We start from the raw sequence: 24,705 nt of genomic DNA, 5'->3' as shown, positions 1-24,705 counted from the left end.
GGCCGCCGCCTGCGTCCGTTTCGTCCGAACGCTCCGTCCCGGGAAGCCAGCGCATGGCGCGCGATACGTCCGACACGACCCCGCTGACCTCGCGGGCCGAGTTGATCGAATGGTTTTCCGTCGGCGAGAAGCCGCCGGAAGCCTTCGCCATCGGCACCGAGCACGAAGCGATTCCGTTCTATCGCGACGGGCACAGCCCCGTGCCCTACGAGGGAGTGCGCGGCATCCGCGCGCTGCTCGAGGGGTTTGGGCGCGAGACCGGCTGGGAGCCGATCCTGGACGCCGGCAACATCATCGGGCTGGCCTCGACCCGCGGCGGTGGTGCGATCTCGATCGAGCCGGGCGGCCAGTTCGAGCTGTCGGGTGCGCCGGTCCCCGACGTCCACAAGACCATGAGCGAGTTGCGGGCACATCTCGCCGCGCTGATGTGCGCCGCCGATCCGCTGGGCATCGGTTTCCTCGATCTCGGGATGAGTCCGAAATGGACGCGGGACGAGACCCCGCTGATGCCCAAGAGCCGCTACCGGATCATGCACGGCTACATGCCGAAGGTCGGGACGCTCGGCCACGACATGATGCTGCGCACGGCGACCGTGCAGGTGAACCTCGACTTCTCCTCCGAAGCCGACATGGTGAAGAAGCTGCGTGTGTCGCTGGCCCTGCAGCCGGTGGCCACCGCGCTCTTCGCCAACTCGCCCTTCACCGACGGCCGGCCGAACGGCTTCCTCTCGCGCCGCTCCGAGATCTGGCGCGACACCGACCGCGACCGCACCGGCATGTTCCCGCAGGCCTTCGAGGAGGGTTTCGGCTACGAGGGTTACGTCGACTGGCTGCTCGACGTGCCGATGTACTTCATCAAGCGCGGCGAGACCTATCACGACGTCTCCGGTGCCTCCTTCCGCAGCCTGATGCAGGGCCGGCTCGACCAGCTTCCGGGCGAGTTCGCTACGGTCTCGGATTGGGCGAACCACGCCTCCACGGTGTTCCCTGAGGTGCGCCTCAAGCGCTTCCTGGAGATGCGCGGCTCGGATGTCGGCAGCCCGGCGATGATCGCCGCGCAGGCGGCCTTCTGGGTCGGGCTGTTCTATGACGGGTCCGCCCTCGATGCGGCCTGGGACCTCGTGAAGGACTGGAGCGCGGAGGAGCGCGAATGCGCGCGGGCCAGCGCGCCGCGGCTCGGCCTCGCCGCCTCGCTCGGCGGCAAGAGCCTCGGCGCGGTGGCGGCCGAGGCCCTCGCGATCAGCCGCAGCGGGCTGCAGGCGCGGGCGCGGCGCGACGGCACCGGACGCGACGAGACCGTCTTTCTGCGGCCGCTCGAAGCGATCGTGGTCGCCGGCCGAACCCATGCCGAGGACCGCCTCGCGGATTATGACGGCCCCTGGCAGAAATCCGTCGATCCGGCCTTCGACGCCTGCACGTTCTGACGGCTTTCGCGATCCCGGCTTTCCGCGGCCGGCGGAGCCGTCATGTACGTGGCGACACGCGAAGATGACTGAGATCTCCGCAGGGCGGGAACGCGGATCGCGGCAGCCGGATTATTTCGTTGGTCTGATCAACCGACGGAGACATGACACCATGTCGCGCATCAGTTCAGTCGCCCTCGCCGGCCTCACCGCCGCCGGCCTGACGGTAACCACCCTTCCGAGTGTACAGGCGGCTCCCTTCCCGGCGGCGACATCCACACAGGTCGTCGGCGCCGGCGGCGTCATCGACCATGTCGGCTGGCGGCGGGGCTATTACGGCCCCCGCTATGGCTACGGTTACGGCTATCGCCGCCGCAACATCGGCGGCGCGCTCTTCGCCGGGGCGGCGTTCGGACTGATCGGGACGGCCATCGCGGCGAGCGCGGCCCCCCGCTACGGCTACTACGATGACGCCTATGCCCGGCCGGTCTACGGCTATCCGGCCTACGGATACGGCGGCTACGGCTACCCCTACGGCTGGTAGCGGCGCGCGGCCGGCTCGTCGTTCGCTCGCCGACGGCTCCGGCCGCCGACGGGTTCTTTCGTGCTATGGCCGGCCATGTCCGACGTCACCGAGGCCGTGCCGGTCCCCCTCGACCTGACCGGCCTGAAATGTCCTCTGCCGGCCCTGCGCACCCGCAAGGCCCTGCGGATGCTCGTGCCCGGCGGCCGGCTCGCCGTGACTGCGACGGATCCGCTCGCGGCGATCGACATTCCCAACGCGGCCCGCGAAGAGGGCGCTCTCGTGGAAGAGGAGGCCAGCGAGGGGGCCGTGATGCGCTTCGTGATCCGCCGCGGCGCGGCCTGACGAAAAGCCACACTCCGCGAGGTTCTGCGACCTACCTGGCTCGCTTGCCTCATTGGCGCACGGTTCGCCCCCTAGGGCTCCGGCGACACCGCCACTACCGGAGACGCCATGGCCCCCGCGATTCGAGGCACCCGTACGGTCCATGAGGGCTGGAGCACCATCCTCGTCGCCGACCTGACCATGCCCGACGGCAAGCGCCACACCCGCGAAATCGAGGATCACGGCCGGGCCGTCTGCGTGCTGCCCTACGATCCCGAGCGCAGGGTCGCCCTGCTGATCCAGCAGTTTCGCGCGCCGGTCTTCTTCGCCGAGGGCGTGACCGAACTGCTCGAAGCGCCCGCCGGCCTGCTCGACGAATCCGATGCCGAGGACGGGGTGCGCCGCGAGGCCTACGAGGAAGCCGGCGTCCGGCTGTCCCGTCTCGATCCGGTCTCGTCCGTCTGGAGCATGCCGGGCATTTCGACGGAGCGGATGCAGCTCTTCCTCGGCGCCTATCGCGCGAGCGACCGCACCGGTGCCGGCGGCGGCCTGCCGGACGAGGGCGAGGACATCACGGTGGTCGAGATGCCGCTCTCCACCCTCGCGGCGATGAGCGACAGCGGCGAACTCACCGACCTGAAGACCCTCGCGCTCACCTTCGCCCTCAGGCTCAGGCATCCCGGCCTGTTCACCGAGGCCTGACGGAGCCGGCGCGATCGTTCATTCGAACACGTGGAGGCGGCTTCAGGACTCGGGCTTGGTCCCCGGATGAAGCAGCCATGCCGCATCCCGGCTGTGCCGGCCCAGGGCCGAATCCAGCGTCTGACGACCGCGCGACGCGGCCGCGATCTTCAGGAAGCGCCACGAACGCAGGAAGTAGCGCGGAAACAGCCGGCGCGGCGCGTGCAGGAACCGGAAGAACCATTCGAGGCCGAGGCGCTGCATCAGGACGGGTGCCCGCGGAACCAGCCCGGCGGCAACGTTCAGCGCCTCTCCGATGGCCAGCGTCACCGGGTTTCCGAGATCCGCCCCGTAGCGGTCGACCCAGATCTCCGATTTCGGCGCGCCGACGCCCATGATGAGCAGCGTCGTACCGTGGGCCCGGATCTCGGCGGCGAGACGGCTCGAACAGGCCTCGTCGGTTTCGAACCCGAAGGGCGGCGTCGCGACCCGCACCGCCTCGGCGGGCAGTCCGGCCTCGACGAAGGAGGCCGCGACGCGCGCGCCGACGACGTCCCTGGACGACATCAGGAAGACGCGCCGGCTCGCCGGCTGGGGCATCGCGAGCGCGGCGGCGATCAACTCGTGGCCGGTGATGCGCCGCACGTTGCGCTCGCCGCCGAGCCGCGCCAGCCAGACCAGCGGCATTCCGTCGAGGGTCCGCACCGCGGCACCGTCGTAAGCCTTCCGAAACGCTGCGTTTTCGGACAGAATGACGATGTGGTCCACGTTGGCCGTGACGACGAGGCGAGGACGCGAGTGCGGCAGAGCCGCAGCCGTCGCGATCACCTCTTCGGCACTAGCCGTGGTGAATGTCGTTCCGAACAGGCGAACACTCATGCCGACGATTCCAACGAGAGGCCTCTGGAGCCCGGCCGTCTCGTCGCTGGAACCAGACGACGTAACAGGTCGGACTTCGACGGCATTTTGATACGAGCGTGCGTCGACGGGGCTGGAGCGGCACGCCGATGAACGAAGTCGAGCAGGGCTGGTCGCATGCGCGAGACCGGCAGCTGTGGCGCCTCCTCGCGCGCACGGTGCCGGGAGGACGCGTGCCGCTGACCGGGCGCAAGGCCGTCGCCAGCATCACCTTCGACGACGTGCCGGAGAGCGCGGCCACAGCCGGCGCCGCGATCCTCGACCGGCACGACGTGCGCGCGACCTACTACGTCGCGGCGGCGCTCTGCGGTCGCCAGGATCGCCACTGGCGTCTTGCCGGGCGCGATCGGATCCGCGAGTTGTCTCGCGCCGGACACGAGATCGGCTGCCACACCGCGCGCCACGTCAACGTGCAATCCCTGCGCGGCCAGGACCTCTTGCGCGAATGCGACGTCAGCAGTGCCATGATCGCCGAAATCTGCGGCCGGGCGCCGCGTAACTTCTGCTATCCGTTCGGCGATGTCGGCTTGGCGCAGAAACGCCTGCTCGCCGAGCGGTTCGAGACCTGCCGCACGATCTACGAGCATCCGAATCTCGGGCGCGTCGACCCGGCGATGCTCGGCGCCTACGGATTGTTCGATTCGGTTCTCGACCGCCGCCGCCTCGTCCAGATCGTGCGCAGGACGATGGCACGGCGCGGCTGGCTGATCCTCTACACCCACGACGTCGCCGCCGAGCCGACGCCGATGGGCGTGACCCCGGGTTTCCTCGAAGAAACCCTCACGGTGCTCGCCGAGCATGGTGTCCCGCTGCTCACGGTGGCCGAGGCCGCGCGTCATCACGGCCTCGTCGCTGCGGATTGACCGGGACGGCGATGTCGTCCGGCGCAGATCGCTCGCGGCCGGGGGCCGCAGGGAGGACGGGGGTGGCTCATGCATCGGCGGCCCGCAGGCTGCGCGGGTCGGGGGCCGGGCGCCGGACCGTCCTGGCGCGCTTGCGGTCGCGGTCGGCGCCGAGCATCAGGGCGATGCCGGCTCCGAGCAGCAGGCCGAGGACGAGGGCGGCCGGCAGCGCCACGCGCGGCGAGGGCGGCCACGAGCGCATCCGGGCCGGAGTCGCGCTGGAGATGACGCGGACGTTGGTGTTGTTCAGCTGCTCCTGCTCGCCGGCCTCGCGGGCGCGGCGCAGGAACGCCTCGTAGACGCTGCGGCGCGATTCCAGGGCCCGCTCCAGCTCGCGCAGGCCGACATTGGCCCGGTCGTTCGTGGAGAGATCGGTCTTCACCTGGGCGATGCTCTTCTTGATGGCCGCTTCGCTCGCCGCCGCACGGTCGTAATCCTTACGCGTCGCCTCGATGATGCGGGTCTTCTCGACCTGGATCAGGCGCTGGAGGTCGCGCTGCTGAGCCTCCTGCTCGGCCATCGCGGGATGGCGCGAGCCGAGGCGGGTCGCCAGTTCCGCGGTGTTGCGGGAGAGCGTCGCGTATTGCTGGCGGAGCGCCTGCATCTCGAGGGACTGGAGCATCTCCGGCAGGGCCGTCCCGGCCTCGCCCGCCGTCATCTTCTGGGCCTGGTCGAGCCGGGAGCGGGCCTCCGCGGTGCGGATCGAGGCGGTGACGAGCTGCTGGTTGAGGTCGCCGAGCTGCTGGTCGCTGAACGGTCTGCCGCTCGACGTCGCGAGCTTGTTGGTCTCGCGGTAGCGCACCACCTTGCTCTCGGATTCCTCGACGGCCTGGCGGAGCGCGTTCAACCGCGCGGAGAGGGACTCGGAGATGCGCTTGGCGGCTTCGGTCCGGGCGGTGGCCTCCTCGGTGAAGTAGGCCTCGCCGATGGCGTTGGCGATCGCGGCGGCCTTCTGCGGATCCCGCGACTGAACCTGGACGTCGATGACGAAGGTCCGCTCCGGGCGGCGCACGACGATCTTCGTGCGCAGCGTGTCGAGCGCCATGTTGACCGGATCGCGGCTCCCCGCCGGCGGCGTCATCCCGAGCGCCGTCTTCAGGAAGGACACGAAGGGATTCGTCGAATCCGGCTTCGTGAATTCGTCGTCGCGGTCGAGCGACAGTTTCTCGACGACCCGGCGCAGGACGTTGTCCGACTGAATCACCTTGGTCTGGCTCTCGGCCATCGAGACGCCCGCATCCGACTGGGGCGAGCGGACCGTGACGTCGTTGTCGACGCCGCGCAGGTCGGCGGGATCGATCAGGACCTGGATGCCCGACATGTAGGACGGCGTGAGCATCCCGAGCACGGCGATGGCCACCGCGACCATGAACAGGCCGGACAGGACGATGAAGCCCGTGCCGCGCCACAGCCGCCGCCCGAGCGCGGACAGGCTCAAGCCGGGCGAGGTCGCCTCGGGCATCACCATCCGCACCGGTTCGCCGCGCAATGGACTGGCGAAATCGAACATCTCACTCATGCCTCGGTTCGACCCGCACCGCCTCGGTCAGGGACGGTCGGCGTGTCGGCGCTTGTTTCGTCTCGTAGCGGGATGTCCCGTGACGGAACATCCGCTCAACGAATGGGAAACCATCCGCAATGCGGGTGCCAAGACGATCTTCTCACTGAGCTGCAACATATCCCCGTGAATATGGCTCGCAGGTTGACGTGGCGAGCTGCGAAAGCCTCAATCGCGAGTAACGTTAATAATCCCCCTCGACGAAGATTCACGTCTTGGTCCGGCCGAGCTTTACAGGCCGGACGGAGACTGCCGGCGGATATCGTTTATGCCGGTTTTTCAGCGATCGCGCCGGTCATGCGCCGGTAAGATTTCGACAGTCCGGCGCGTTCCGGATCTGCGTCCAGGCGTCGCTACGGGCGGTTCAGGCCGGCGGAACGATTGCTGCCGGGTCGCCGCCATAGGCCGACGCGCCCTCTCCGAGGAACCTGTGGAAGCGGATGGCATCCGCCGCCGCGAGCGCGTTCCAGCGGGCGACGTTCCCGCGCGAGGCGGCGGCCGCAGACGCGAGGCTCCCGTCGCGGGCGAATCCGATGAGCGCACGCGCCGACCCCTCGGGGTCCTCCGGGCGGATGAACAGGCCGGAGCGGCCGAGCACCTCGGCGAAGACCGGACCCGTCGGCGCTACCACGGGCAGGCCGCCATGCTGGATTTCGAGCAGCGGCAGCCCCAGCCCTTCGGCCTTGGCGGTCGAGAGCAGGAGGTGGCAGCGGCCGGCGAGGCTGCGCAACCCGGAATCGTCGAGATAGCCGTGCAGCGTCAGGAAGGCGGGCGGCGCATCGAGGAAGGTCTGCCGGCCCCAGCCGACGCGGCCGACGATGTGCAGTTCGGCCGGAATGCCGGCGGCGACGAGCGCCGCGGTCAGCGCGACGGCGGCCCCATAATCCTTGCGCGGCTCGATCGTGCCGATCGCCAGCAGGCGCAGGGGTTCGCCCGCCACGTAGGCGGCCGGCCCGGCGAGGCCGGCGAGGCCGAAGACGTCGCGCACCGCCGGCCGCAGCAACGCCACCAGGGCATCGCGGCGGCAGAGCCTGCGCAGATCCTCCCCGGTGGTCTGCGAATTCACCAGGAAGGTCCGGCCGAGGCGCATGGCGAGGGCGAAGCTCGGCGCCATGTAGGCGCGGGCGCGCCAGTTCAGGTCCTGCGGCCGGGTCAGCAGGAAGGTGTCGTGAATGTAGGTGACGCAGCGGCGTCCGAGCGCCAACGCCAGCGGCCCCGGCGGGAAGCCAGGAAACACGAACAGGGCCGAGCGGTCGGCGAGCCCGCGCGCCGGCACGGCGATGTGCTGGTCGAGCATCATCCGCAGGAGGCTCGGGCTGCGCAGGGCCCGGACCTCGTGCGGCGCCAGCCGTTCGGGTGCGAACAGGTCGAGAGCGACCCGCTCGATGCCGGTGACATGCCCGCGCATGTTGGTCTGATCGATGTAGACGCGGCGGCGCAGGGCGGGACGCTCCGTCATCGCGAAACCGTTCGGCGGGAGGCGCTGCGGCGCAGGAGCGTGGCGGCGTAGAGGGCGCGGCGCATCCAGAGCGGCATGCCGCGGCCGAACACGGCCTGTTTGGCCCGCCGCAGGGTGCGGACGATCGGGCGCGAAGGCGCGGCCACCAGTCCGGTCGCACCGGCATGGCGGTCCTTCGCGAAGGCGAAGCGATCGAGCATGGCCGGCCGGAACGTCAGCCGGGCGCGCGGCGCGACCGAGGGTATGCCGGCCCATCCGGCGAAGGCCTCGTGCAGCGAGATGGCCGCGGCGGCGTGACTGAACCGGCTCTCCAGCACGATCCGCGCGAAGGCGCCGAGCCGGCGGCGGCGGGGTGCGTCGGCGATCAACGCCTCAAGGCCCTCGGCGAGCGTGCCCGTGCGCGGGTCGACGAGGAGGCCCGTGACGCCGTCGATCACCGCCGAGGTGAGGCCGGTGGCCCGGTAGGCCACCGTCGGCGTCCCGCACAGGCCCGCTTCGATCGGCGTCTGCCCGAGGGTCTCGAGCCGGCTCGCCGTCAGGTAGACGTCGCAGGCGGCGTACCATTGCGCGAGGATCTCCTCGTCGCCGATCGGGCCGGGCGCGTGGAGGTTGGCGAGGCCGAACACGCTCGGGTCGTCGAGGCGCCCGACCGCGACGAAGCCGATGCCGGGCCGGGCGACCCGCGCCATGGTGGCGACGAGGTCGTCGAAACCCTTGTCGGGCGCATCCGCGATCACGGCGGCGAACAGTACGAGGATGTCGGTCTCGGGCAGGCCGAGCTGCCGCCGCAGGGCTGCGCGGTCGCGGGGGCGAAACACGCCGGTCGGGAAGGCCAGTTGAACGGGTGCGATCGTGGTTCGGTCCGGCGCAAGCGCGCGGGCACGAGCCTCCGTCCAGTCCGAATTGGCCAGCAGCAGCGGGGCGGCGGACCCGGTGAGGAGCCGGCGCTTCCCGGCATGGGCGGCGGCGATGCGGGCCGGGTCGAGCTGCGGATATTCGGTCGGCGTCGGGCAGCGCGCGTTGCAGCCGGTGGCGATCACCGCGCAATCCTTGGGATGCGCGCAGCGTCCGGTCAGCGCGAAGAGGTCGTGCAGCGCGAGCGCCGTCGGCACTTCCGCCGCGAGGCGTTCGATCACGCCGCCGACGCGGGTCGCGCCGTGGAGGTTGCCCGCGAGCACGAGGTCGTGCCGTCCCGCCAGGATCGCGGACTCGGTCCGCGGGAAGGCGTCGGTCCATTCCGCCGCCGCGGGCGGGGATTCGTCGGCGAGCCGGACATGGGTGATGCGGTGGCCTGCCAGATCGAGCGCTTCGGCGAGCCGGCGATGGGCGATGCCGGCACCGCCGCCGTAGCCGAGATCGGTCAGCGAAACGACGGACAGGCCTGCGACCGCGGTCTCGCCCGCCGGGTCGCGCCGGAGCAGGACCGGCCGCCCGATCCGCGACAGCCGGATGTCGGCAGCCGCGAGGCTCTGCCAGAGTACGGCCGAGGAAGGCGGAGGGTTCGTCTCGGTAAGCGCGAGGCGCAGCATCGCCTTGCGGGAGACCAGGATGTCGCCGCAGCCGGACCGGCCGCCTGCCTCCGACAGCGGTGCCGCCGGGTTGCCGAGCACGTCGAGGCCGTGGACGCCGCGGTCGAACAGCACGCGGAGCCCCGCGACGGCGCCCGCGCCCGTCAGCACCGCTTCGAGGCAGAGGGCGGCCAGCGCGCTGGGCGCGAGCAGGTCGCCGGCCGCGATCCAGAGCAGGAAATCCGTGTTCGAATCGGTACAGGCGATGCCGAGCGCTTTGCCGGCTTGCGATGCGTCCCGGCAGAGGACGTGGCGCAGGCGCGGATAGGCTTGGGCCGCCACCGAGGCGAGCGTCGCAGCGTCGTCGGATTCTCCCGCCCCCGGCAGGATGACGACGACGATCTGCGGCCAGGGCCGTCCGTCCGGAAGCGTGTCGGGCAAGGGTGGACGCGGGCCGAGGGCGCCGGGCCAGTCGGCGATGCCGTGATCGTCCTGAGACTGGATTGGCCCGTGGCTCATGCCGGCTCGGTTCTCGGACGCGGTCATCGGGAACCGCGCGGCAGGCCTCCGCCGCCATGACGTCTGGCTGGGACCATGCCGGGAGAACCGTAAAGAAAAGCCGTCATATCAATGGTTGCAGGCTTCGACTCTTCGGGTCCTTCGCCGTTGGCAAGCAGGAATGCGCGTCCGGGCGCGCCGCAGAGCGCTCGGGCTTCTCGTCTTCATGCATTCCCGTTCCGACCATGCCCTCGGTGCGTCCCTCTTCGACGGCGGCACGGTCTCGGCCGGCAAGACGCTGACCGCCGACCTCGATCGCTTCGGCATCGCAGTGGCAAAGTCATCGTCGTGGCGAGATACGAGTACGCACACGCTGTGATGCATCCGATGCCTGGCCTGAGGTCGTGCGGCTGCTACGGGCCGACCGCTCCTGACAAAAATCTTTTGTCGCCCGACGGGTCCGTTTGATTGAATTATATCGCCTTTCCTGTTCAATTGGCTTTTAGAACAAGACCAATTTGGGTAGGAAAACATGTCGAGTCCCGAGCCTTGGAGCGCTTCGCGCGCGGCTGGGATCGTCGCCGAGCATAAGCACCTCGAAGGCGCGACGCTCCCGATCCTGCATGCCTTGCAGGAGGAATTTGGCTACGTCGACGAGGCCGCGGTGCCGATCATCGCCGACGCGCTGAACCTCTCGCGCGCCGAAGTGCATGGCTGCATCACATTCTACCACGACTTCCGCAAGGCGCCGGCCGGACGCCAGCAGGTGAAGCTCTGCCGCGCCGAGGCCTGTCAGGCCATGGGCTCGGAGCGGCTACATGGCGAGATCCTGCAGCGTCTCGGCATCGACTGGCACGGCACCACCGCCGACGGCGAGGTCACGGTCGAGCCGGTTTACTGCCTCGGTCTCTGCTCCAACGGCCCTGCCGCGATGATCGGCGAGGAGCCCCTCGTGCGCCTCAGCGCCGACAGCCTGGACGCCGCTTTGAAGGAGTCCCGGGCATGAGCATCAAGATCTTCGTCCCCAAGGACGCCGTCGCCCTCGGCCTCGGCGCCAACCGCGTCGCCCGCGCGATCTTTTCCGGCGCCGAACAGCGCGGTCTCGACGTCGAGATCGTCCGCACCGGCACCCGCGGCCTGCTCTGGCTCGAGCCGATGGTCGAGGTCGCGACGGCCGAGGGCCGCATCGCCTACGGCCCGGTGACCTATGCCGACGTCGAAGGCCTGCTCGATGCCGGCCTGCATGAGGGCGGCGCGCATGCGCTGCGCCTCGGCAACCCGGAAGAGATCCCCTTCCTCAAGCGCCAGCACCGCCTGACCTTCCACCGCTGCGGCGTGGTCGATCCGGTCTCCGTCGAGGATTACCGGGCGCATGGCGGCTATCGCGGCCTCGAAGCCGCGCTGAAGCTCGGACCGGCGAAAGTCGTCGAGCAGGTCAAGGATTCGGGGCTCCGCGGACGCGGCGGCGCCGGTTTCCCGGCCGGCATCAAGTGGAACACGGTGATGCTCGCCGAGAACGAGCGCAAATACGTGGTCTGCAACGCGGACGAAGGCGATTCCGGTACCTTCGCCGACCGCATCATGATGGAGGGCGACCCCTTCAACCTGATCGAGGGCATGACCATCGCCGCCGTCGCCGTCGGCGCGACCCGCGGCTACATCTATTGCCGTTCGGAATACCCGCAGGCGTTCCGCACCATGCGCGACGCCATCGCCAACGGCGTCAAGGCGGGCACCCTCGGCGAGAACATCCTGGGCTCCGGCAAGACCTTCCACCTGGAGGTTCGCCTCGGAGCCGGCGCTTACATTTGCGGCGAGGAGACCTCGCTGCTGGAGAGCCTGGAGGGCCGCCGCGGGCTCGTGCGCGCCAAGCCGCCGATCCCGGCCCTCAAGGGCTTCATGGGCAAGCCGACGCTGGTCAACAACGTCATGACCTTCACGGCGGTGCCGTGGATCCTGGAGCACGGCGCCAAGGCCTATGCCGAGTACGGCATGGGCCGCTCGCTCGGCACGCTGCCGATCCAGCTCGCCGGCAACATCAAGCAGGGTGGCCTGATCGAGTACGCCTTCGGCATCACGATCCGCGAGATCATCGAGGATTTCGGTGGCGGTACCTTCTCCGGCCGGCCGGTGCGGGCGGTGCAGGTCGGCGGCCCCCTCGGCGCCTACTTCCCCGACAACCTGCTCGATACGCCGCTGGACTACGAGAAGATGGCGGCGGCCAAGGGCCTCGTCGGGCATGGCGGCATCGTCGTGTTTGACGACACCGTCGACATGGCCAAACAAGCGCGCTTCGCCTTCGAGTTCTGCGCCACCGAATCCTGTGGCAAGTGCACGCCCTGCCGCATCGGTGCGACGCGCGGCGTCGAGACCATGGACAAGGTCATCGCGGGCAACCGCCCGGAGGCCAACATCGAGCTGGTCAAGGATCTCTGCGAGATCATGACCGACGGATCGCTCTGCGCCATGGGCGGGTTGACCCCCATGCCGGTGATGAGCGCGATCACGCATTTCCCCGAAGATTTTACGCGCGGCAGCCAGCTGCCCGTCGCGGCCGAGTGAGGAAGCAGCCATGAGCCTCATCAAGGAAATCGACTACGGCACGCCGATCCGCGTCAGCGAGAAGACGGTGAGCCTGACCATCGACGGCGAGACCGTCACCGTGCCCGCGGGCACCTCGGTGATGTCGGCTGCGATGCACATGGGCACCAAGATCCCGAAGCTCTGCGCGACGGATTCGCTGGAGCCGTTCGGCTCCTGCCGGATGTGCCTCGTCGAGATCGAGGGCCGCCGCGGAACCCCCGCCTCCTGCACCACGCCGGCCGAGGACGGCATGGTCGTGAAGACGCAGACGGACAAGCTGCACCGCCTGCGCAAGGGCGTAATGGAGCTCTACATCTCCGACCACCCGCTCGACTGCCTGTCCTGCGCGGCCAACGGCGATTGCGAGTTGCAGGACACGGCGGGCCAAGTCGGCCTGCGCGGCGTCCGCTACGGCTACGACGGCGAGAACCACGTCAAGCCGACCTCGGAAAAGTACCTGCCGAAGGACGAGTCGAACCCGTACTTCACCTACGATCCCTCGAAGTGCATCGTCTGCAACCGCTGCGTCCGCGCCTGCGAGGAGACGCAGGGCACCTTCGCGCTGACCATCTCCGGCCGCGGCTTCGACAGCCGCGTGGCGGCGGGTCCGACGAACTTCATGCAGTCCGAATGCGTGTCCTGCGGCGCCTGCGTCCAGGCCTGCCCGACCGCGACCCTGCAGGAGAAGTCGGTCCACGAGTTCGGCCAGCCCGACCACTCAGCCGTGACCACCTGCGCCTATTGCGGCGTCGGCTGCTCGTTCAAGGCCGAGATGCAGGGCGACAAGGTCATCCGCATGGTGCCGTTCAAGGACGGCAAGGCCAACGAGGGCCATAGCTGCGTCAAGGGCCGCTTCGCCTACGGCTACTCGACCCACAAGGACCGCATCACCAAGCCGATGATCCGCGACAAGATCACGGATCCCTGGCAGGAAGTCTCGTGGGAGGTCGCGATCGACCGCGCCGCCTCCGAGTTCAAGCGCATCCAGGCGAAGTACGGCAAGGACTCGGTCGGCGGCATCACCTCGTCGCGCTGCACCAACGAGGAGGCCTACCTCGTCCAGAAGCTCGTGCGCGCCGCCTTCGGCAACAACAACGTCGACACCTGCGCCCGCGTCTGCCATTCGCCGACCGGCTACGGCCTGATGTCGACGCTCGGCACCTCGGCTGGCACGCAGGACTTCAAGTCCGTCGAGAAGTCCGACGTGATCCTCGTCATCGGCGCGAACCCGACCGACGGCCACCCGGTTTTCGCCTCGCGCATGAAGAAGCGCATCCGCGAGGGCGCCCGGCTCATCGTCGCAGATCCGCGCAAGATCGACCTCGTGAAGTCGCCGCACATCAAGGCCGACTACCACCTGCCGCTGAAGCCCGGCTCCAACGTCGCCTTCATCAACGCCTTCGCCCACGTCATCGTCACCGAGGGCCTGATCGACGAGGCTTACGTCCGCGAGCGCTGCGACCTCGCCGAGTTCGAATCCTGGGCCCGCTTCATCGCCGAGGAGCGCAACTCGCCGGAATCGGCCGAGGCGTTCACTGGCGTCAACCCGGCGGATCTGCGCGCCGCGGCGCGCCTCTACGCCACCGGCGGCAACGGTGCGATCTATTACGGTCTCGGCGTCACCGAGCACAGCCAGGGCTCGACCATGGTCATGGGCATGGCCAACATCGCCATGGCCACCGGCAACATCGGCATGGTCGGCGCCGGCGTGAACCCGCTGCGCGGGCAGAACAACGTTCAGGGCTCCTGCGACATGGGCTCCTTCCCGCACGAGTTGCCCGGCTACCGCCACGTCTCGGACGATTCCACCCGCGAGAGCTTCGAGGCCCTGTGGGGCGCAAAGCTCGACAACGCGCCGGGCCTGCGCATCACCAACATGCTCGACGAGGCCGTCGATGGCGCCTTCAAGGGCATGTACATCCAGGGCGAGGACATCGCGCAGTCGGACCCCGACACGCATCACGTCACCTCCGGCCTCATGGCCATGGAGTGCATCGTGATCCAGGATCTGTTCCTGAACGAGACCGCGAAATACGCCCACGTCTTCCTGCCGGGCGCCTCGTTCCTCGAGAAGGACGGCACCTTCACCAACGCCGAGCGCCGGATCTCCCGCGTGCGCAAGGTCATGGCGCCCAAGGGCGGCTACGGCGACTGGGAGGGCACGGTGCTGCTCTCCAACGCGCTGGGCTACAAGATGGAGTACAACCACCCCTCCGAGATCATGGACGAGATCGCGGCGCTGACCCCGAGCTTCGCCGGCGTCAGCTTCGCCAAGCTCGACGAACTCGGCTCCATCCAGTGGCCGTGCAACGACAAGGCGCCCCAGGGCACCCCGATGATGCACGTCGACAGGTTCGTGCGCGGCAAGGGCCGCTTCATGATCACGGAATACGTCGCCACCGAGGAGCGCACGGGGGCGAAGTTCCCGCTGATCCTGACCACCGGCCGTATCCTGTCGCAGTATAATGTCGGCGCGCAGACCCGCCGCACGGAGAACTCGCGCTGGCACGAGGAGGACGTGCTGGAGATCCATCCGTTCGACGCGGAGGTGCGCGGCATCGTCAACGACGATCTCGTCGCCCTGGAGAGCCGCTCAGGCGACATCGCGCTCAGGGCCAAGATCACCGAGCGCATGCAGCCGGGCGTGGTCTACACGACCTTCCACCACGCCAAGACCGGCGCCAACGTGATCACCACCGACTTCTCGGACTGGGCCACCAATTGCCCCGAGTACAAGGTGACCGCGGTCCAGGTCCGCCGCACCAACCGCCCGTCCGATTGGCAGGCGCGGTTCTACGAGGAGGATTTCTCGTTGACGCGCATCGCCGAAGCCCAGCAGGCGGCGGAGTAAGCCCCGGCGATGAGTGCGCTCACCAACGACGAAAAGCTCGTCCGCATGGCGAACCAGATCGCCACGTTCTTCCGGACCTATCCGGAGGACGAGGCGGTCGCGGGCATCCACAAGCACCTCGTCGCCTTCTGGGCGCCGAAGATGATCCGCGCGCTCACGGCGTATTTGCCGGCGGGGGGCGACAAGGTCGATCCGCTGGTGGTCAAGGCACTTTCGGAGGAGCCGAAATCCGAGAGCCCGGTGCGGCCCGCCACGCGCGATCCGCAGCTCGTCGGCGAGGGCGCCAGCGACGCGGGCTGAACCCCGACGCTCAACAGCCCGCGCCGAGCGGCCTGTTGAGCGCACCACGGCATCGCTCTACCACCGTCGGGTCCGCGCCTGCGGGCGGGCCGGCGCGGTGGATGGGGTGATCGAAAAGCTGGACTACCTGCTCGCCCTCTCCCGCGAAGAGCATTTCGGGCGGGCTGCGGAAGCCTGCAACGTCACGCAGCAGACCCTGTCCGCCGGCGTGAAGCAGCTGGAGAACCGCTTCGGCGTGCAGCTCGTGCTGCGCGGCTCGCGCTTCCAGGGCTTTACGCCGGAGGGTGAGCGGGTGCTGGCCTGGGCCCGCCGCATCGTCGCCGACGCCCGCGCCATGCACGAGGACGTCTCGTCCCTGAAGCGCGGACTGACCGGCAACCTGCGCATCGCCGCGGTTCCGACCGCGCTGCCGATGGTCGCCGCGCTGACGACGCCCTACCGCAAGCGCCATCCCGGCGTGCGCTTCACCATCGAATCGACGACCTCGGCCGACATCTTCCAACTGCTCGACGATCTCGAGGCCGATGCCGGCCTGACCTATCTCGACAACGAGCCGACAGGCCGGGTGATCTCGGTCCCGCTCTATACCGAGCATTATCGTCTGCTCACGGCGGCCGGCGGCCCCTACGACGACCGCGACTCGATCACCTGGGCGGAGGCCGGGCGCATGCCGCTCTGCCTGCTGACGCCGAACATGCAGAACCGGCGCATCATCGACCAGCAGCTCCGTGCCGCGGGGGGCGAGCCGGCCCCGACCCTCGAGTCGAACTCGATGATCGTGCTGATGACCCATGTGCGCACCCTGCAATGGGCGAGCATCATGCCGGCGATCCTCGCCGACGCCCTGGGGCCGACGGAGGGTGTGCGCTCGATCCCGATCGTCGAGCCGGATCTGACGCATGTGATCGGCCTCGTCGCGCCGCGCCGGGATCCGGCGACGCCGATGGTGACGGCCCTCGTCGCCGTAGCGCGAGCCATCGCGGGCACCCTCGACGGCACCGGATCCAGCGGCGTGCGCCGGGCCGGAATCAAGCGGAGCTGACATCCGCAAATCCGGCTCGGACCGGGATTGTGTCGGCCGCGAACCGTTTGCCGGCCGGGGTGGCGTCGATCGGTGGTCTGCCGGATAAGCCCGTGCAGACGCGCGTGTCGCGCCCGACCCTCCAAGAAGGACTCGATTGCCGCCTATGAAGGCTTCCACGCTGTTTCTCGGGTTCACCCTCGTGGCGCTGGCCGCGGCCCTCGCCGGTTTGTGGCAGGCCTTCGGTCCCCGCTCCGCGACGACGCAGGCCGCCTTGCCGCCTCCCGCCGTCGAGACACCGGCCCGCCGGCCGAAGCCGATGGAGCCGACGCTCGCCGAGCCGACGGAGGCCGGCGTGCGCTCGGTCTATCCGGGCGGCCGGCCGACGGCGGCGGCTCGGCCCCAATCGCCCGAGAGTGCGCCCCCGCCCGCGATGAGCGGGCCGGCACCCGTGGACACCGCACCCGCGCCGGCCGCGCCGGCACTGGAGCGTTCCGCCGCGCTTCCGCCGCCCAGTCCCGACACGCCCGCCGAGGCGCCGCTCGAGACACCGGGAGCCGGCGAAGGTGTCGACTTGAACACCGCGCCGGTGGAGGCGCTCAACGCGCTCGGCGCTGGGATGATCGGAAAGACGATCATCGCCAACCGGCCCTATGCCGCCCCCGAGGACCTGCTCACGCGGCGCGTGCTCAAGCGCCAGGACTACGAGACCATCAAGCCGAACGTCGTCGTGCGATAGGGAGGCTGCCGGGCGCTTGCCCCGGCGGCACGGGTCGCTCAGTGCAGGGCGACCGAGGGACGAGGCGCTTCGGCTCCCGGCACCGACGGATCGGCGGCGGCCGACAGCCCCAGCGCATCGGCCGCCCGATGAATGCGCAGCTCCGCTTCCGTGGCGCGGGCTTCGAGCATCTCGGCCAGCCGTTCGCCGGCCTCGACCTGCTCGCGCAGGGAGCGGATCGTCTCGGCTGATGCCTGCGCGGTCTCCTCGGCCTCGTCCAGCTCGGTCTGCAGGGCTGCGTTCTCGTCGGACAGCGCGTCGAGCATCAGGCTCATCCGCTCCGCCCGGCTCTCGGCCTGCGCCGTGCGCGCGTTGGCGGCGCCGACGCGCTCGACGACCATCGTCAGCAGCCCGAGCAGCTCCTGCATCCTGGCCTTCATCGAGGAATCTCCCGCAGCCGTTGCACCCCGCCGCACGCGACACCCTCCATGGCATGCGCGATCGTGCTCGGCCAAGCTTCTGCCTTCGAAATCCCGTATTGCCGTCGATGCGGGTTGCGCTGCGGTCACGAATGGCTAAGCTTCTTTTGCGCTCCGGCGCTTTCGACCACCGATTCGACGGGGAGAGCCCCATGCTCGACGGGACGTGTCCGAAGCAGGACCGCGCCGACCCGGCGCTTCGCGACCCTGGGGGCTGATGCCTCAGCCAGGTTCGCAACCGGCCTTCTGGCTGAATCGTGTTCTCGAAACGCCGGATGAAACCCGGCGCTCGGAAACGCATTGACGCTCACACCCTGAATCCGTCCGCGGGTTCTCGTCGGGTCGCGCATGCGCCCCGGCCTTCATGAGCGAGGTGTTCGCGTTTCCGGCATGCCGGGCCGCGAGCGCAGAAGACTGTGTGCAACGATCCGTCCGGCTGCCGTCGACGTCATCAGGACGTCGCTGGCGGCAGGTGTGTGTCGGGTCCGGGCACGATCTGCCGGCGCCGGCCGGGTTACGACCCGCTGCGCAACCGTATCCGCGTCCCACCCCCTTGAGACTTCCCGAACGAAGGAGCCAGCATGCCCCTGCATTCCCGACGTCTTCTGAACAAGGCTGCCGTCGCCATCGAAGGCCGCATCTCGATCAAGCAAAATCCGGACCGCGATTGGCCGCGCGACCATGCCCGCCTCCGCGTTCTCGAACGGAACGGCAACCTGCGCTGGGTCGGCACCCAGGCCGGGCCGCATCTCGGCGGCACCTTCGCAACCTGGCAGATCACCGACGAGGGCCGCCATCGCGTCGCCGCCTGGGAGCCGCCGGTCCTCGAGATCGGATGATCGGGACCTGACGGAGCGGACGATCGCGGATTACCCCACGACCGTCCTCTTCGCCGGCCCTGAGACATCGCCTCGAAATGAGCGAATTCACCCGGCACCGTCGGCGCGAGTCGGTGGAGATGTCTTCATGCGGATGACGATCGGTGTGGCGGTGCTGCTCGCGGGCTGCGCCGGCGTCTCGGCGCAGGACGTGGATACGAGCCCCCGCCCGTCGGGCGGCCTGTCGCCGCTGCGGGCCGCGCCCTCGGCCCTGCCGCGGGCGAACGAAGACGCGCTCAACCGGCAGGTCGCCATGGACAGGCGCATGGATGCACGCACCAAGCGCGTGATCGGATCGGTCTGCCTGGGCTGCGGCGGCGCCGAGCGCCGGACGCACGGCAGGTCCGGCAACGGGGCGACAGACCCGGCGGCGGGCGAGGCCCCGGTCGCCGATCCGGCGGAGGCTCCGCTGGATTAGGCCGCACTCGCCGTGTCGGGGGCTTTCATTCCGGCCGGTGACGAGCGGAATAGTGCCGTGCAGGCCGTGTCGCGGTGCATGCTCAGGATCGAGGCGCGGTCGATGTCGGGATTGGCGGCGAGCACGCGGCGCACATCCTCGACGACCTTCTGGTAACGCACCGGATCGTAGTCCTTCTCCAGCGGGCTGACGGCAATATAGGCCTCGACGACGAGGATGCGTTCGCAGCGGTCGTGATCGAGTTCGACTGCGATCCAGGCGGATTTGATGAGACGGTTGGCGGCGAGCATGGGCGTTCCTCCATGGCTGGAGCGCTTTCCGGCGACGGAGCTGCCGGTTCGTCGGCAGAAAGCGCGGCTCCCGTGGCCGCTTCTGTGGCGGCGTGTCGGGCAAGCATGAACCCTGCCGGATCAGGTGCCAAGGGTCATGCCCGGACCGATCACTGATTTCAGGGCCGTTCTGTTCTTGAGGCTGCCGGGCCTGGCCGGTCGAGACAGTGCGGAACCGTTCGAGGACAAGTCCGTTGCAGATCGCGAGCGTTGCCGGAGCGGGTCCGCCGGATGGTCGAGCTGGGTCTTGTCTGGGTCGTGCTCGCGGGCGTCTATCTCGTCCTCGCCGGTAGCCTGAATGTGAACGAGGTCGGCGCGGCCGTCCTCTGCGGGGGCCTCGGGGCGATCTGGGTCTGGCAGATCGGCCGTTGCGGCGATCATCACCTCGCGATCCGCGCCGCTTCCATGCCCCCGCTCTCGGTGGTGCTGGCCGTCGCGCTGGCCGGCTACGACCTCTCGCGCGGCCATCTGCCGAGGGCCTTGCTGAAGCTCGGCGGCGCTACGGCCAGTCCGTTCCGCCTGCTCACGTGGCCCATAGCGGGCTCATCGGCGACTACGTCACCTGGATCGTCGTCGGCCTCGCCCTGCTCGCCGGCCGGCTCGCCCTGGCCTGAGCCTGCTCACGAGAGCGGCCCGGCTCCGAGGCGACGGAGCGGGCCGAGTGGATGCGGGGACGAGCCCTGACGACGTCAGTGCACCTGGTCAGTGCGCCTGGGCGGTCCGCATCGGCGCGAAGGTGACCACGTTGTCGTTGCTCGAAGGCTCGGGGGCCGGCTTGCCGGGCTCGTCCTTCGCGGCCTGATTGTGGCCGATCCAGCGCACGACCTTCTCGTCGCTGTGCCGGACGAGGCGGCGGCTGCGCTGCCGTGCCGCCCACGCGGGCAATGTCTCCAGATATCGCATCGGTCCCAACCCCATCACCGTCGATGATCCGTCAAAGCATGCGAAATTGCGTGTTTCATCACCCAGATGGGGGATGCGGCGACGTCCCGGACGTGCGTCGACGCGCGATGCGCGAGAATGGGGTGTGGTGTGACCACGATGCCGACGCCGTGTGCCACCGCCGGGCGCGCGCCCGCGATTCCCGATCCGAGCCGGTCGGCTGCGACGCGGCGGCGCAATTCGTCGGCTTCGGCGCCGGGCGCAGGGCCGCCGGAAACATTCGGGAATCATTCGCGGCGTAGCTTGACCATTACGAAGCGCCCCGAGATCCCCCCAGTCGGGTCGCGGAGTGGTCGGCGGACCTGACGGGGCTTTTCAGCTCCGCCGGTCCGTCGGCTCCGCCTTCCGCGACGTGCCTGCAGTCCGATCCGGCCACGCACACGTGTGCTGCTCCCCGTCGCCGCGTCCGAGGGAGCCGTTCGCCCCGGCCGCAGACCGATCCCGGCGCAAAGCCTTAGAATCGTTCCATGAAATTCCTGTTGCGGGGTGCCCGAGCGGGCTGGTACCGCACGATCCACGCTGGCGTGGATGCCGACGGATCGCCCGAGCCGGAGACCTGCCGTCGATCCGCAGGAGCTTCGCCGGCGGTGCCGGTCGGCCTGTGGTGGAGCCGATGGGCACAGGACGGAGAACGGGGCGGGGATACCGTGCGGGCGTCGCAGGCCGCGTGCTGCTCGCCATCGTCGGCGGCTATGCGCTCGCGGCGCTCGCCACCGCCGTCCTCTCGCTGACACTGCCGCTCGAACCGGCCGAGGCCGTGACCGCGGCGACGCTGCTCAGCTTCACCGTGATGGCCGTCGTCGTGCTGTTCGTCTTCGCCGCCCGGTCGCTGCGGGTCGCGACCCTGTGGCTCGCGCTGCCGGTCGGCGCGTTGAGCCTGGGGCTCTGGGTCCTCATGCGGGCGGGAGCCTCGGTATGAGGAACGGCCTGCGCCAATCGATGGCGTGGCTGCACAGCTGGGCCGGACTCGTGGCCGGCTGGGTGCTGTTCTGCATCTTCATGACCGGCACGGCCACTTACTATCGGGCCGACGTCTCGCGCTGGATGCGGCCCGAACTGCCGGTCGTCCAGCAGGTCCCGACGCCGGACGACCTCGCCCGCGCGGCCGAGACGGCGGTCGCCCATCTCAAGGGTGCGGCCCCGAACGCCATCGCCTGGTACGTCACCCTGCCGAGCGCCGCCGACCCGGCCGTGGCACTGATGTGGTTCACGGATTTCGCGCTGCCGCCGGGGACGGCCCGGCTCGACCCCGCGACGGGCGGCCCTCCCGCCGTTCGGGAAACCTTCGGCGGCGACTTCTTCTACCGCTTCCACTTCGAGCTGAACCTGCCCTCGACGATTGGGCGCTGGATCGCCGGCATCTGCGCCATGATCGGGCTCGTGACGCTCCTGTCCGGCATCATCACGCACCGACGGATCTTCGCGGATTTCTTCACCTTCCGGCGGCACGCGAAATCGGCGCAGCGCAGCTGGCTCGATGCGCACAACGTCGCCGGTGTAGTCGCGATCCCGTTCCACCTGATGATCACCTACACCGGCATCGCGACGCTGGCGCTGATGTACATGCCCTGGGGCGTCCTCACCGCCTACAAGGGCGACGCGATGCGCTTCTATGGGGAGACGGGCCAGATCACCGCTCCCCTGGCCCCGGCCGGCAAGCCCGGCACGCTCGCCCCCGTCGGCCCGATGGTCCGCCAGGCGCTCGAGCGCGTCTCCGAGCCCCTCGAAATGGTCATCGTCGAGATGCCGGGGGATGCCAAGTCCAAGGTCGTCGCGGTGTTCGAGGAGCCGCACGGGCTCTCCCACCAGCATCCGCAGGTGGCGTTCGCGGGCGCGACCGGCACGCTGCTGCAGGTGCTGAACCCGAACCTCAAGCCGGCGTCCAAGACCTTCACCACCATGGTCGGCCTGCACGAGGCGCATTTCGCCGGGCCGGCCCTGCGCGTGCTGTTCTTCCTCTGCGGCCTGACAGGCGCGGCGATGGTGGGCACCGGGCTGGTGCTGTGGAGCGTCGCGCGGCTGCCGACGCCCGGCGCGGCGCCGTTCTTCGGCCTGCGGCTGGTGCGGGTGCTCAATCTCGGCACCGTCGCCGGCCTGCCCGCCGCGGTCGCCGCCTACTTTCTCGCCAACCGCCTGCTGCCGGTGGGGCTCGGCGCGCGGGCCGATTGGGAAGTCGGCGTGTTCTTCGCGGTCTGGATCCTGGCGGCCGTCTATGCGGCCTTGCGTCCGCAGGCCTCTGTCTGGCGGGAGATGCTGGCCGCCTGTGCCGCCCTGTTCCTTGCGGTGCCGGTGGTGAACGGCCTCGCGACCGGACGCCATCCGCTGGCGAGCGTAGCCGCGGGCGATGCCCTCTATCTCTGGTTCGACGCGGCGATGCTCGCCCTCGCCGGCCTGTTCGCCATCGCGGCCTACAAGGCCCACGGCGTCGAAGCCCCGGGACGGCGGCGCCCTCAGGCCGTCGCTCCCCTCCGAAGAAACGCCCTGGAACAGGCCTGAGACCAGCATGACGCCGATCGTCCTCCTCGCGAATCTCGCGCTGAGCTTCGCCGCGCTCGCCGCGCTCTGCCTGAGCATGAACCGCCACCACGCCGCGGCGTTCACGGCCAAACCCTCACGGCGCACGATGCTCGGGCTAAGGGCAGCGGGCTGGGCCGGCATCGCCCTGTGCTTCGCCGTCGCGGTCATGGCGGAGGGCTGGAATTTCGGTCCGGTGCAGTGGCTCGGCTCGCTCTCCGGCGGGGCGCTCCTCGTTGTGGCGCTCGCATCGTACCGCCCATCCTGGATCCGCCCGGCCGCGCTGCTCGCCCTGCCGCTGGCGCTCGTGGCTGCTTTCACTCTGTGAGACCGGGCGGCGAAGAGCGTCGCTCATCGCCGTCTGCCCGCACGACGGCGCGGCGGCGGCCGTCCGCCGGACGCATCGGTCGGGATCGATGCACATTGGTAGGACACGATCGTTGCTGCACCGCACTTGACCCGACCCGGTCGTACGGGTCACCAGAGACGATGCTCAAGCTCGCGCGCCTGATGTGCTGGACGCTCGTCGCTGCGCTCGTCTTCGTGACGCTGGCGCCGATCGGCCTGCGCCCCGTCGTCACCCAGGATGCGGACATCGAGCGGGCTCTGGCCTATGCGCTGCTCGGTTTTCTGCTGGCCCTGGCCTATCCGCGGCACTGGCTGCTCGCCTTCTGCGCCGGAATCGGCATCGCGGCCGGGCTGGAATTCGGCCAGGTCTTCACCGCGAGCCGCCACGGTCGCCTCGCCGACTTTGTCGTGAAGGCCGCGGCGGCCGGCATCGGCGTGGTCGCCGCGCAGGGGCTGCTCGCGCTGCGGTCCCGCTGGACGCGCCGGCGGGTCTGCCCAGGCGAGTAGACTCGCCCGGCCATCGTCCTCAGACTCCGTAGAAATCCCGGTACCAACGCACGAAGGCCGGCAGGCCGACCTCGATCGGGGTTTCCGGCACCGTGCCGACCAGGGCCTGCAGCAGCTCGGTGCTCGCCCGCGTGGCGGAGACGTCGCCCGGCGGCAGGGGTAGGGAGATTCGCTGCGCCGTCCGGCCGAGGGCCGCTTCGAGGGTATCGATCATCCGGTCGAGCCGCACCGGCCGGCCGCCGCCGACGTTGACGAGGCGATAAGGGGCCACCGGGCTCAGCGTATCCGCCGCACAGACCGGAGCGCCCGCGCCGGGCTGTGCCGGGATGCGGTCCATCACCCGGATCAGCGCTTCGACGAGGTCGTCGATATAGGTGAAGTCCCGCGTCGCCGAGCCGCCGGAGAACACTTCGATCGGCTCTCCCGCCAGGATTTTTTTCGTGAACAGGAACAGGGCCATGTCCGGCCGGCCCCACGGCCCGTAGACCGTGAAGAATCGCAAAGCCGTCGTCGGAACTCCGAAAAGGTGGGCGTAGGAATGCGCCATCGCCTCGGTGGCGAGCTTGGTGGCGGCGTAGAACGAGACCGGCGTGACGGCCCGGTCGGTCTCCCGAGACGGCGACTGCGCGTCGCCGCCGTAGGCGGAACTCGTCGAGGCCAGCAGCAGGTGGCGCACCGGATGCGCCCGCACGGCCTCCAGCAGGTTCGCGGTGCCGACCAGGTTGGATTCAACGTAGGAGCGCGGGTTCTCGATGCTGTAGCGGACGCCGGCCTGCGCCGCGAGATGGACGACGATCTCGGGGCGGGTGCGTGCCACCGTGTCGAGCAGCGCGCCCGGGGTTTCGAGCCGCGCCTCCACGGCTTCGAAGCTGGGGGAGGCGGCGAGTTCGGCGTGGCGCGCGCGCTTCAGGCCGACGTCGTAATAGTCCGAAAACGCGTCGAAGCCTGTCACGGCATGGCCGTCGCCCAGAAGGCGGCGGCTCAGGGCGTGGCCGATGAATCCGGCCGAGCCGGTGACGAGGACGCGTGTCATGCCGTTCCGC

General features: G+C 69.6%; 27 protein-coding genes. 19 read left to right on the top strand and 8 right to left on the bottom strand.

The genetic code is table 11. From position 1 onward, the window contains the following. Positions 1–53 precede the first annotated feature (53 nt). From MFF07_RS18475 to MFF07_RS18460, 4 genes are all read left to right on the top strand, one after another. Positions 54–1,424 carry a glutamate--cysteine ligase gene (locus MFF07_RS18475; protein WP_238232573.1) on the top strand — a complete coding sequence of 457 codons (1,371 nt, stop codon included), beginning with the start codon at positions 54–56 and terminating at the stop codon, positions 1,422–1,424. 151 nt (positions 1,425–1,575) lie between these two features. Then, entirely contained in the window at positions 1,576–1,947 is a 372-nt protein-coding gene (locus tag MFF07_RS18470) for a hypothetical protein (protein ID WP_238232572.1), read from the top strand. Between the two features lie 75 nt (positions 1,948–2,022). Further along, on the top strand, positions 2,023–2,271 hold the full coding sequence (locus MFF07_RS18465) for a sulfurtransferase TusA family protein (RefSeq protein WP_147818904.1): 249 nt from the start codon (positions 2,023–2,025) through the stop codon (positions 2,269–2,271). A gap of 108 nt (positions 2,272–2,379) precedes the next feature. Continuing rightward, on the top strand, positions 2,380–2,952 hold the full coding sequence (locus MFF07_RS18460; RefSeq protein ID WP_147818902.1) for an NUDIX domain-containing protein: 573 nt from the start codon (positions 2,380–2,382) through the stop codon (positions 2,950–2,952). A 42-nt stretch (positions 2,953–2,994) separates the two neighbouring features. Here MFF07_RS18460 and MFF07_RS18455 read toward each other — a convergent pair whose 3' ends face one another. Next, positions 2,995–3,810: a WecB/TagA/CpsF family glycosyltransferase gene (locus tag MFF07_RS18455; protein WP_238232571.1), complete on the bottom strand. Its 816-nt coding sequence runs from the start codon at positions 3,808–3,810 to the stop codon at positions 2,995–2,997. A 128-nt stretch (positions 3,811–3,938) separates the two neighbouring features. Between MFF07_RS18455 and MFF07_RS18450 the strand changes: the two genes are divergently transcribed. Beyond that, the gene (locus MFF07_RS18450; RefSeq protein ID WP_187272638.1) at positions 3,939–4,712 is read left to right on the top strand and encodes a polysaccharide deacetylase family protein; all 774 of its coding nucleotides are present in this window, start codon (positions 3,939–3,941) and stop codon (positions 4,710–4,712) included. 67 nt (positions 4,713–4,779) lie between these two features. Here the strand turns inward: MFF07_RS18450 and MFF07_RS18445 are convergent, their stop codons facing one another. The 3 genes from MFF07_RS18445 to MFF07_RS18435 all read right to left on the bottom strand — a co-directional run bounded on the left by MFF07_RS18445 (position 4,780) and on the right by MFF07_RS18435 (position 9,795). Then, complete coding sequence (locus tag MFF07_RS18445) at positions 4,780–6,270, bottom strand: GumC family protein (RefSeq protein WP_238232570.1); 1,491 nt, start codon at positions 6,268–6,270, stop codon at positions 4,780–4,782. A gap of 403 nt (positions 6,271–6,673) precedes the next feature. Continuing rightward, complete coding sequence (locus MFF07_RS18440; RefSeq protein WP_238232569.1) at positions 6,674–7,768, bottom strand: glycosyltransferase; 1,095 nt, start codon at positions 7,766–7,768, stop codon at positions 6,674–6,676. Next, positions 7,765–9,795 (bottom strand): glycosyltransferase, encoded by a 2,031-nt coding sequence (locus MFF07_RS18435; RefSeq protein ID WP_238232568.1) that lies wholly within the window; start codon positions 9,793–9,795, stop codon positions 7,765–7,767. The genes MFF07_RS18440 and MFF07_RS18435 overlap by 4 nt, the downstream gene beginning before the upstream one ends. 205 nt (positions 9,796–10,000) lie before the next feature. On the opposite strand from MFF07_RS18435, the gene MFF07_RS18430 reads away from it, so the two are divergent. The 7 genes from MFF07_RS18430 (at position 10,001) to MFF07_RS18400 (ending at position 17,268) form a co-directional block, all read left to right on the top strand. After that, entirely contained in the window at positions 10,001–10,153 is a 153-nt protein-coding gene (locus MFF07_RS18430; RefSeq protein WP_238232567.1) for a hypothetical protein, read from the top strand. Positions 10,154–10,306: 153 nt separating this feature from the next. Then, entirely contained in the window at positions 10,307–10,780 is a 474-nt protein-coding gene (locus tag MFF07_RS18425; protein WP_238232566.1) for a formate dehydrogenase subunit gamma, read from the top strand. After that, positions 10,777–12,336: a formate dehydrogenase beta subunit gene (locus MFF07_RS18420; RefSeq protein ID WP_238232565.1), complete on the top strand. Its 1,560-nt coding sequence runs from the start codon at positions 10,777–10,779 to the stop codon at positions 12,334–12,336. The genes MFF07_RS18425 and MFF07_RS18420 overlap by 4 nt, the downstream gene beginning before the upstream one ends. A 10-nt stretch (positions 12,337–12,346) precedes the next feature. Continuing rightward, positions 12,347–15,208 (top strand): formate dehydrogenase subunit alpha, encoded by a 2,862-nt coding sequence (gene fdhF / locus MFF07_RS18415; protein WP_238232564.1) that lies wholly within the window; start codon positions 12,347–12,349, stop codon positions 15,206–15,208. 9 nt (positions 15,209–15,217) lie between these two features. Then, positions 15,218–15,508 (top strand): formate dehydrogenase subunit delta, encoded by a 291-nt coding sequence (locus MFF07_RS18410; RefSeq protein WP_147816658.1) that lies wholly within the window; start codon positions 15,218–15,220, stop codon positions 15,506–15,508. 106 nt (positions 15,509–15,614) lie between these two features. Then, entirely contained in the window at positions 15,615–16,550 is a 936-nt protein-coding gene (locus MFF07_RS18405; protein WP_238232563.1) for a LysR family transcriptional regulator, read from the top strand. 145 nt (positions 16,551–16,695) lie between these two features. Further along, on the top strand, positions 16,696–17,268 hold the full coding sequence (locus tag MFF07_RS18400) for a helix-hairpin-helix domain-containing protein (protein ID WP_238232562.1): 573 nt from the start codon (positions 16,696–16,698) through the stop codon (positions 17,266–17,268). A gap of 38 nt (positions 17,269–17,306) precedes the next feature. On the opposite strand, the gene MFF07_RS18395 is transcribed toward MFF07_RS18400, so the two are convergent. Further along, complete coding sequence (locus MFF07_RS18395; RefSeq protein ID WP_238232561.1) at positions 17,307–17,687, bottom strand: hypothetical protein; 381 nt, start codon at positions 17,685–17,687, stop codon at positions 17,307–17,309. A 620-nt stretch (positions 17,688–18,307) separates the two neighbouring features. Here MFF07_RS18395 and MFF07_RS18390 point away from each other — a divergent pair. Together MFF07_RS18390 and MFF07_RS18385 are read left to right on the top strand one after the other, a co-directional pair. Next, positions 18,308–18,565: a hypothetical protein gene (locus MFF07_RS18390; protein ID WP_147816654.1), complete on the top strand. Its 258-nt coding sequence runs from the start codon at positions 18,308–18,310 to the stop codon at positions 18,563–18,565. Between the two features lie 127 nt (positions 18,566–18,692). Next, positions 18,693–19,022 (top strand): hypothetical protein, encoded by a 330-nt coding sequence (locus MFF07_RS18385; protein WP_238232560.1) that lies wholly within the window; start codon positions 18,693–18,695, stop codon positions 19,020–19,022. On the opposite strand, the gene MFF07_RS18380 is transcribed toward MFF07_RS18385, so the two are convergent. Beyond that, complete coding sequence (locus MFF07_RS18380) at positions 19,019–19,312, bottom strand: hypothetical protein (protein WP_147816652.1); 294 nt, start codon at positions 19,310–19,312, stop codon at positions 19,019–19,021. The genes MFF07_RS18385 and MFF07_RS18380 overlap by 4 nt on opposite strands. Before the next feature lie 270 nt (positions 19,313–19,582). Here MFF07_RS18380 and MFF07_RS18375 point away from each other — a divergent pair, with 270 nt between their 5' ends. Then, complete coding sequence (locus MFF07_RS18375; RefSeq protein ID WP_238232559.1) at positions 19,583–20,035, top strand: hypothetical protein; 453 nt, start codon at positions 19,583–19,585, stop codon at positions 20,033–20,035. A gap of 18 nt (positions 20,036–20,053) precedes the next feature. Here MFF07_RS18375 and MFF07_RS18370 read toward each other — a convergent pair whose 3' ends face one another. Further along, positions 20,054–20,236 carry a hypothetical protein gene (locus MFF07_RS18370; protein ID WP_147816647.1) on the bottom strand — a complete coding sequence of 61 codons (183 nt, stop codon included), beginning with the start codon at positions 20,234–20,236 and terminating at the stop codon, positions 20,054–20,056. A gap of 670 nt (positions 20,237–20,906) precedes the next feature. Between MFF07_RS18370 and MFF07_RS18365 the strand changes: the two genes are divergently transcribed. The 4 genes from MFF07_RS18365 to MFF07_RS18350 all read left to right on the top strand — a co-directional run bounded on the left by MFF07_RS18365 (position 20,907) and on the right by MFF07_RS18350 (position 23,662). Further along, positions 20,907–21,212 (top strand): iron transporter, encoded by a 306-nt coding sequence (locus MFF07_RS18365; protein ID WP_238232558.1) that lies wholly within the window; start codon positions 20,907–20,909, stop codon positions 21,210–21,212. After that, positions 21,209–22,789, top strand: a complete 1,581-nt coding sequence (locus tag MFF07_RS18360) for a PepSY-associated TM helix domain-containing protein (protein ID WP_238232557.1) — start codon at positions 21,209–21,211, stop codon at positions 22,787–22,789. Before MFF07_RS18365 ends, MFF07_RS18360 begins: the two co-directional genes overlap by 4 nt. Positions 22,790–22,796: 7 nt before the next feature. Then, on the top strand, positions 22,797–23,135 hold the full coding sequence (locus MFF07_RS18355; RefSeq protein ID WP_147816644.1) for a DUF3325 domain-containing protein: 339 nt from the start codon (positions 22,797–22,799) through the stop codon (positions 23,133–23,135). Between the two features lie 161 nt (positions 23,136–23,296). Then, positions 23,297–23,662 carry a hypothetical protein gene (locus MFF07_RS18350; RefSeq protein ID WP_147816643.1) on the top strand — a complete coding sequence of 122 codons (366 nt, stop codon included), beginning with the start codon at positions 23,297–23,299 and terminating at the stop codon, positions 23,660–23,662. A gap of 19 nt (positions 23,663–23,681) precedes the next feature. On the opposite strand, the gene MFF07_RS18345 is transcribed toward MFF07_RS18350, so the two are convergent. Further along, positions 23,682–24,695: an NAD-dependent epimerase/dehydratase family protein gene (locus MFF07_RS18345; protein WP_238232556.1), complete on the bottom strand. Its 1,014-nt coding sequence runs from the start codon at positions 24,693–24,695 to the stop codon at positions 23,682–23,684. Positions 24,696–24,705 lie beyond the last annotated feature (10 nt).

Source organism: Methylobacterium thuringiense (assembly GCF_022179645.1).
Taxonomy (GTDB): domain Bacteria; phylum Pseudomonadota; class Alphaproteobacteria; order Rhizobiales; family Beijerinckiaceae; genus Methylobacterium; species Methylobacterium thuringiense.
The sequence above is the reverse complement of the archived record's forward strand: the minus strand, read 5'-3'. Positions and strand labels throughout refer to the sequence as shown.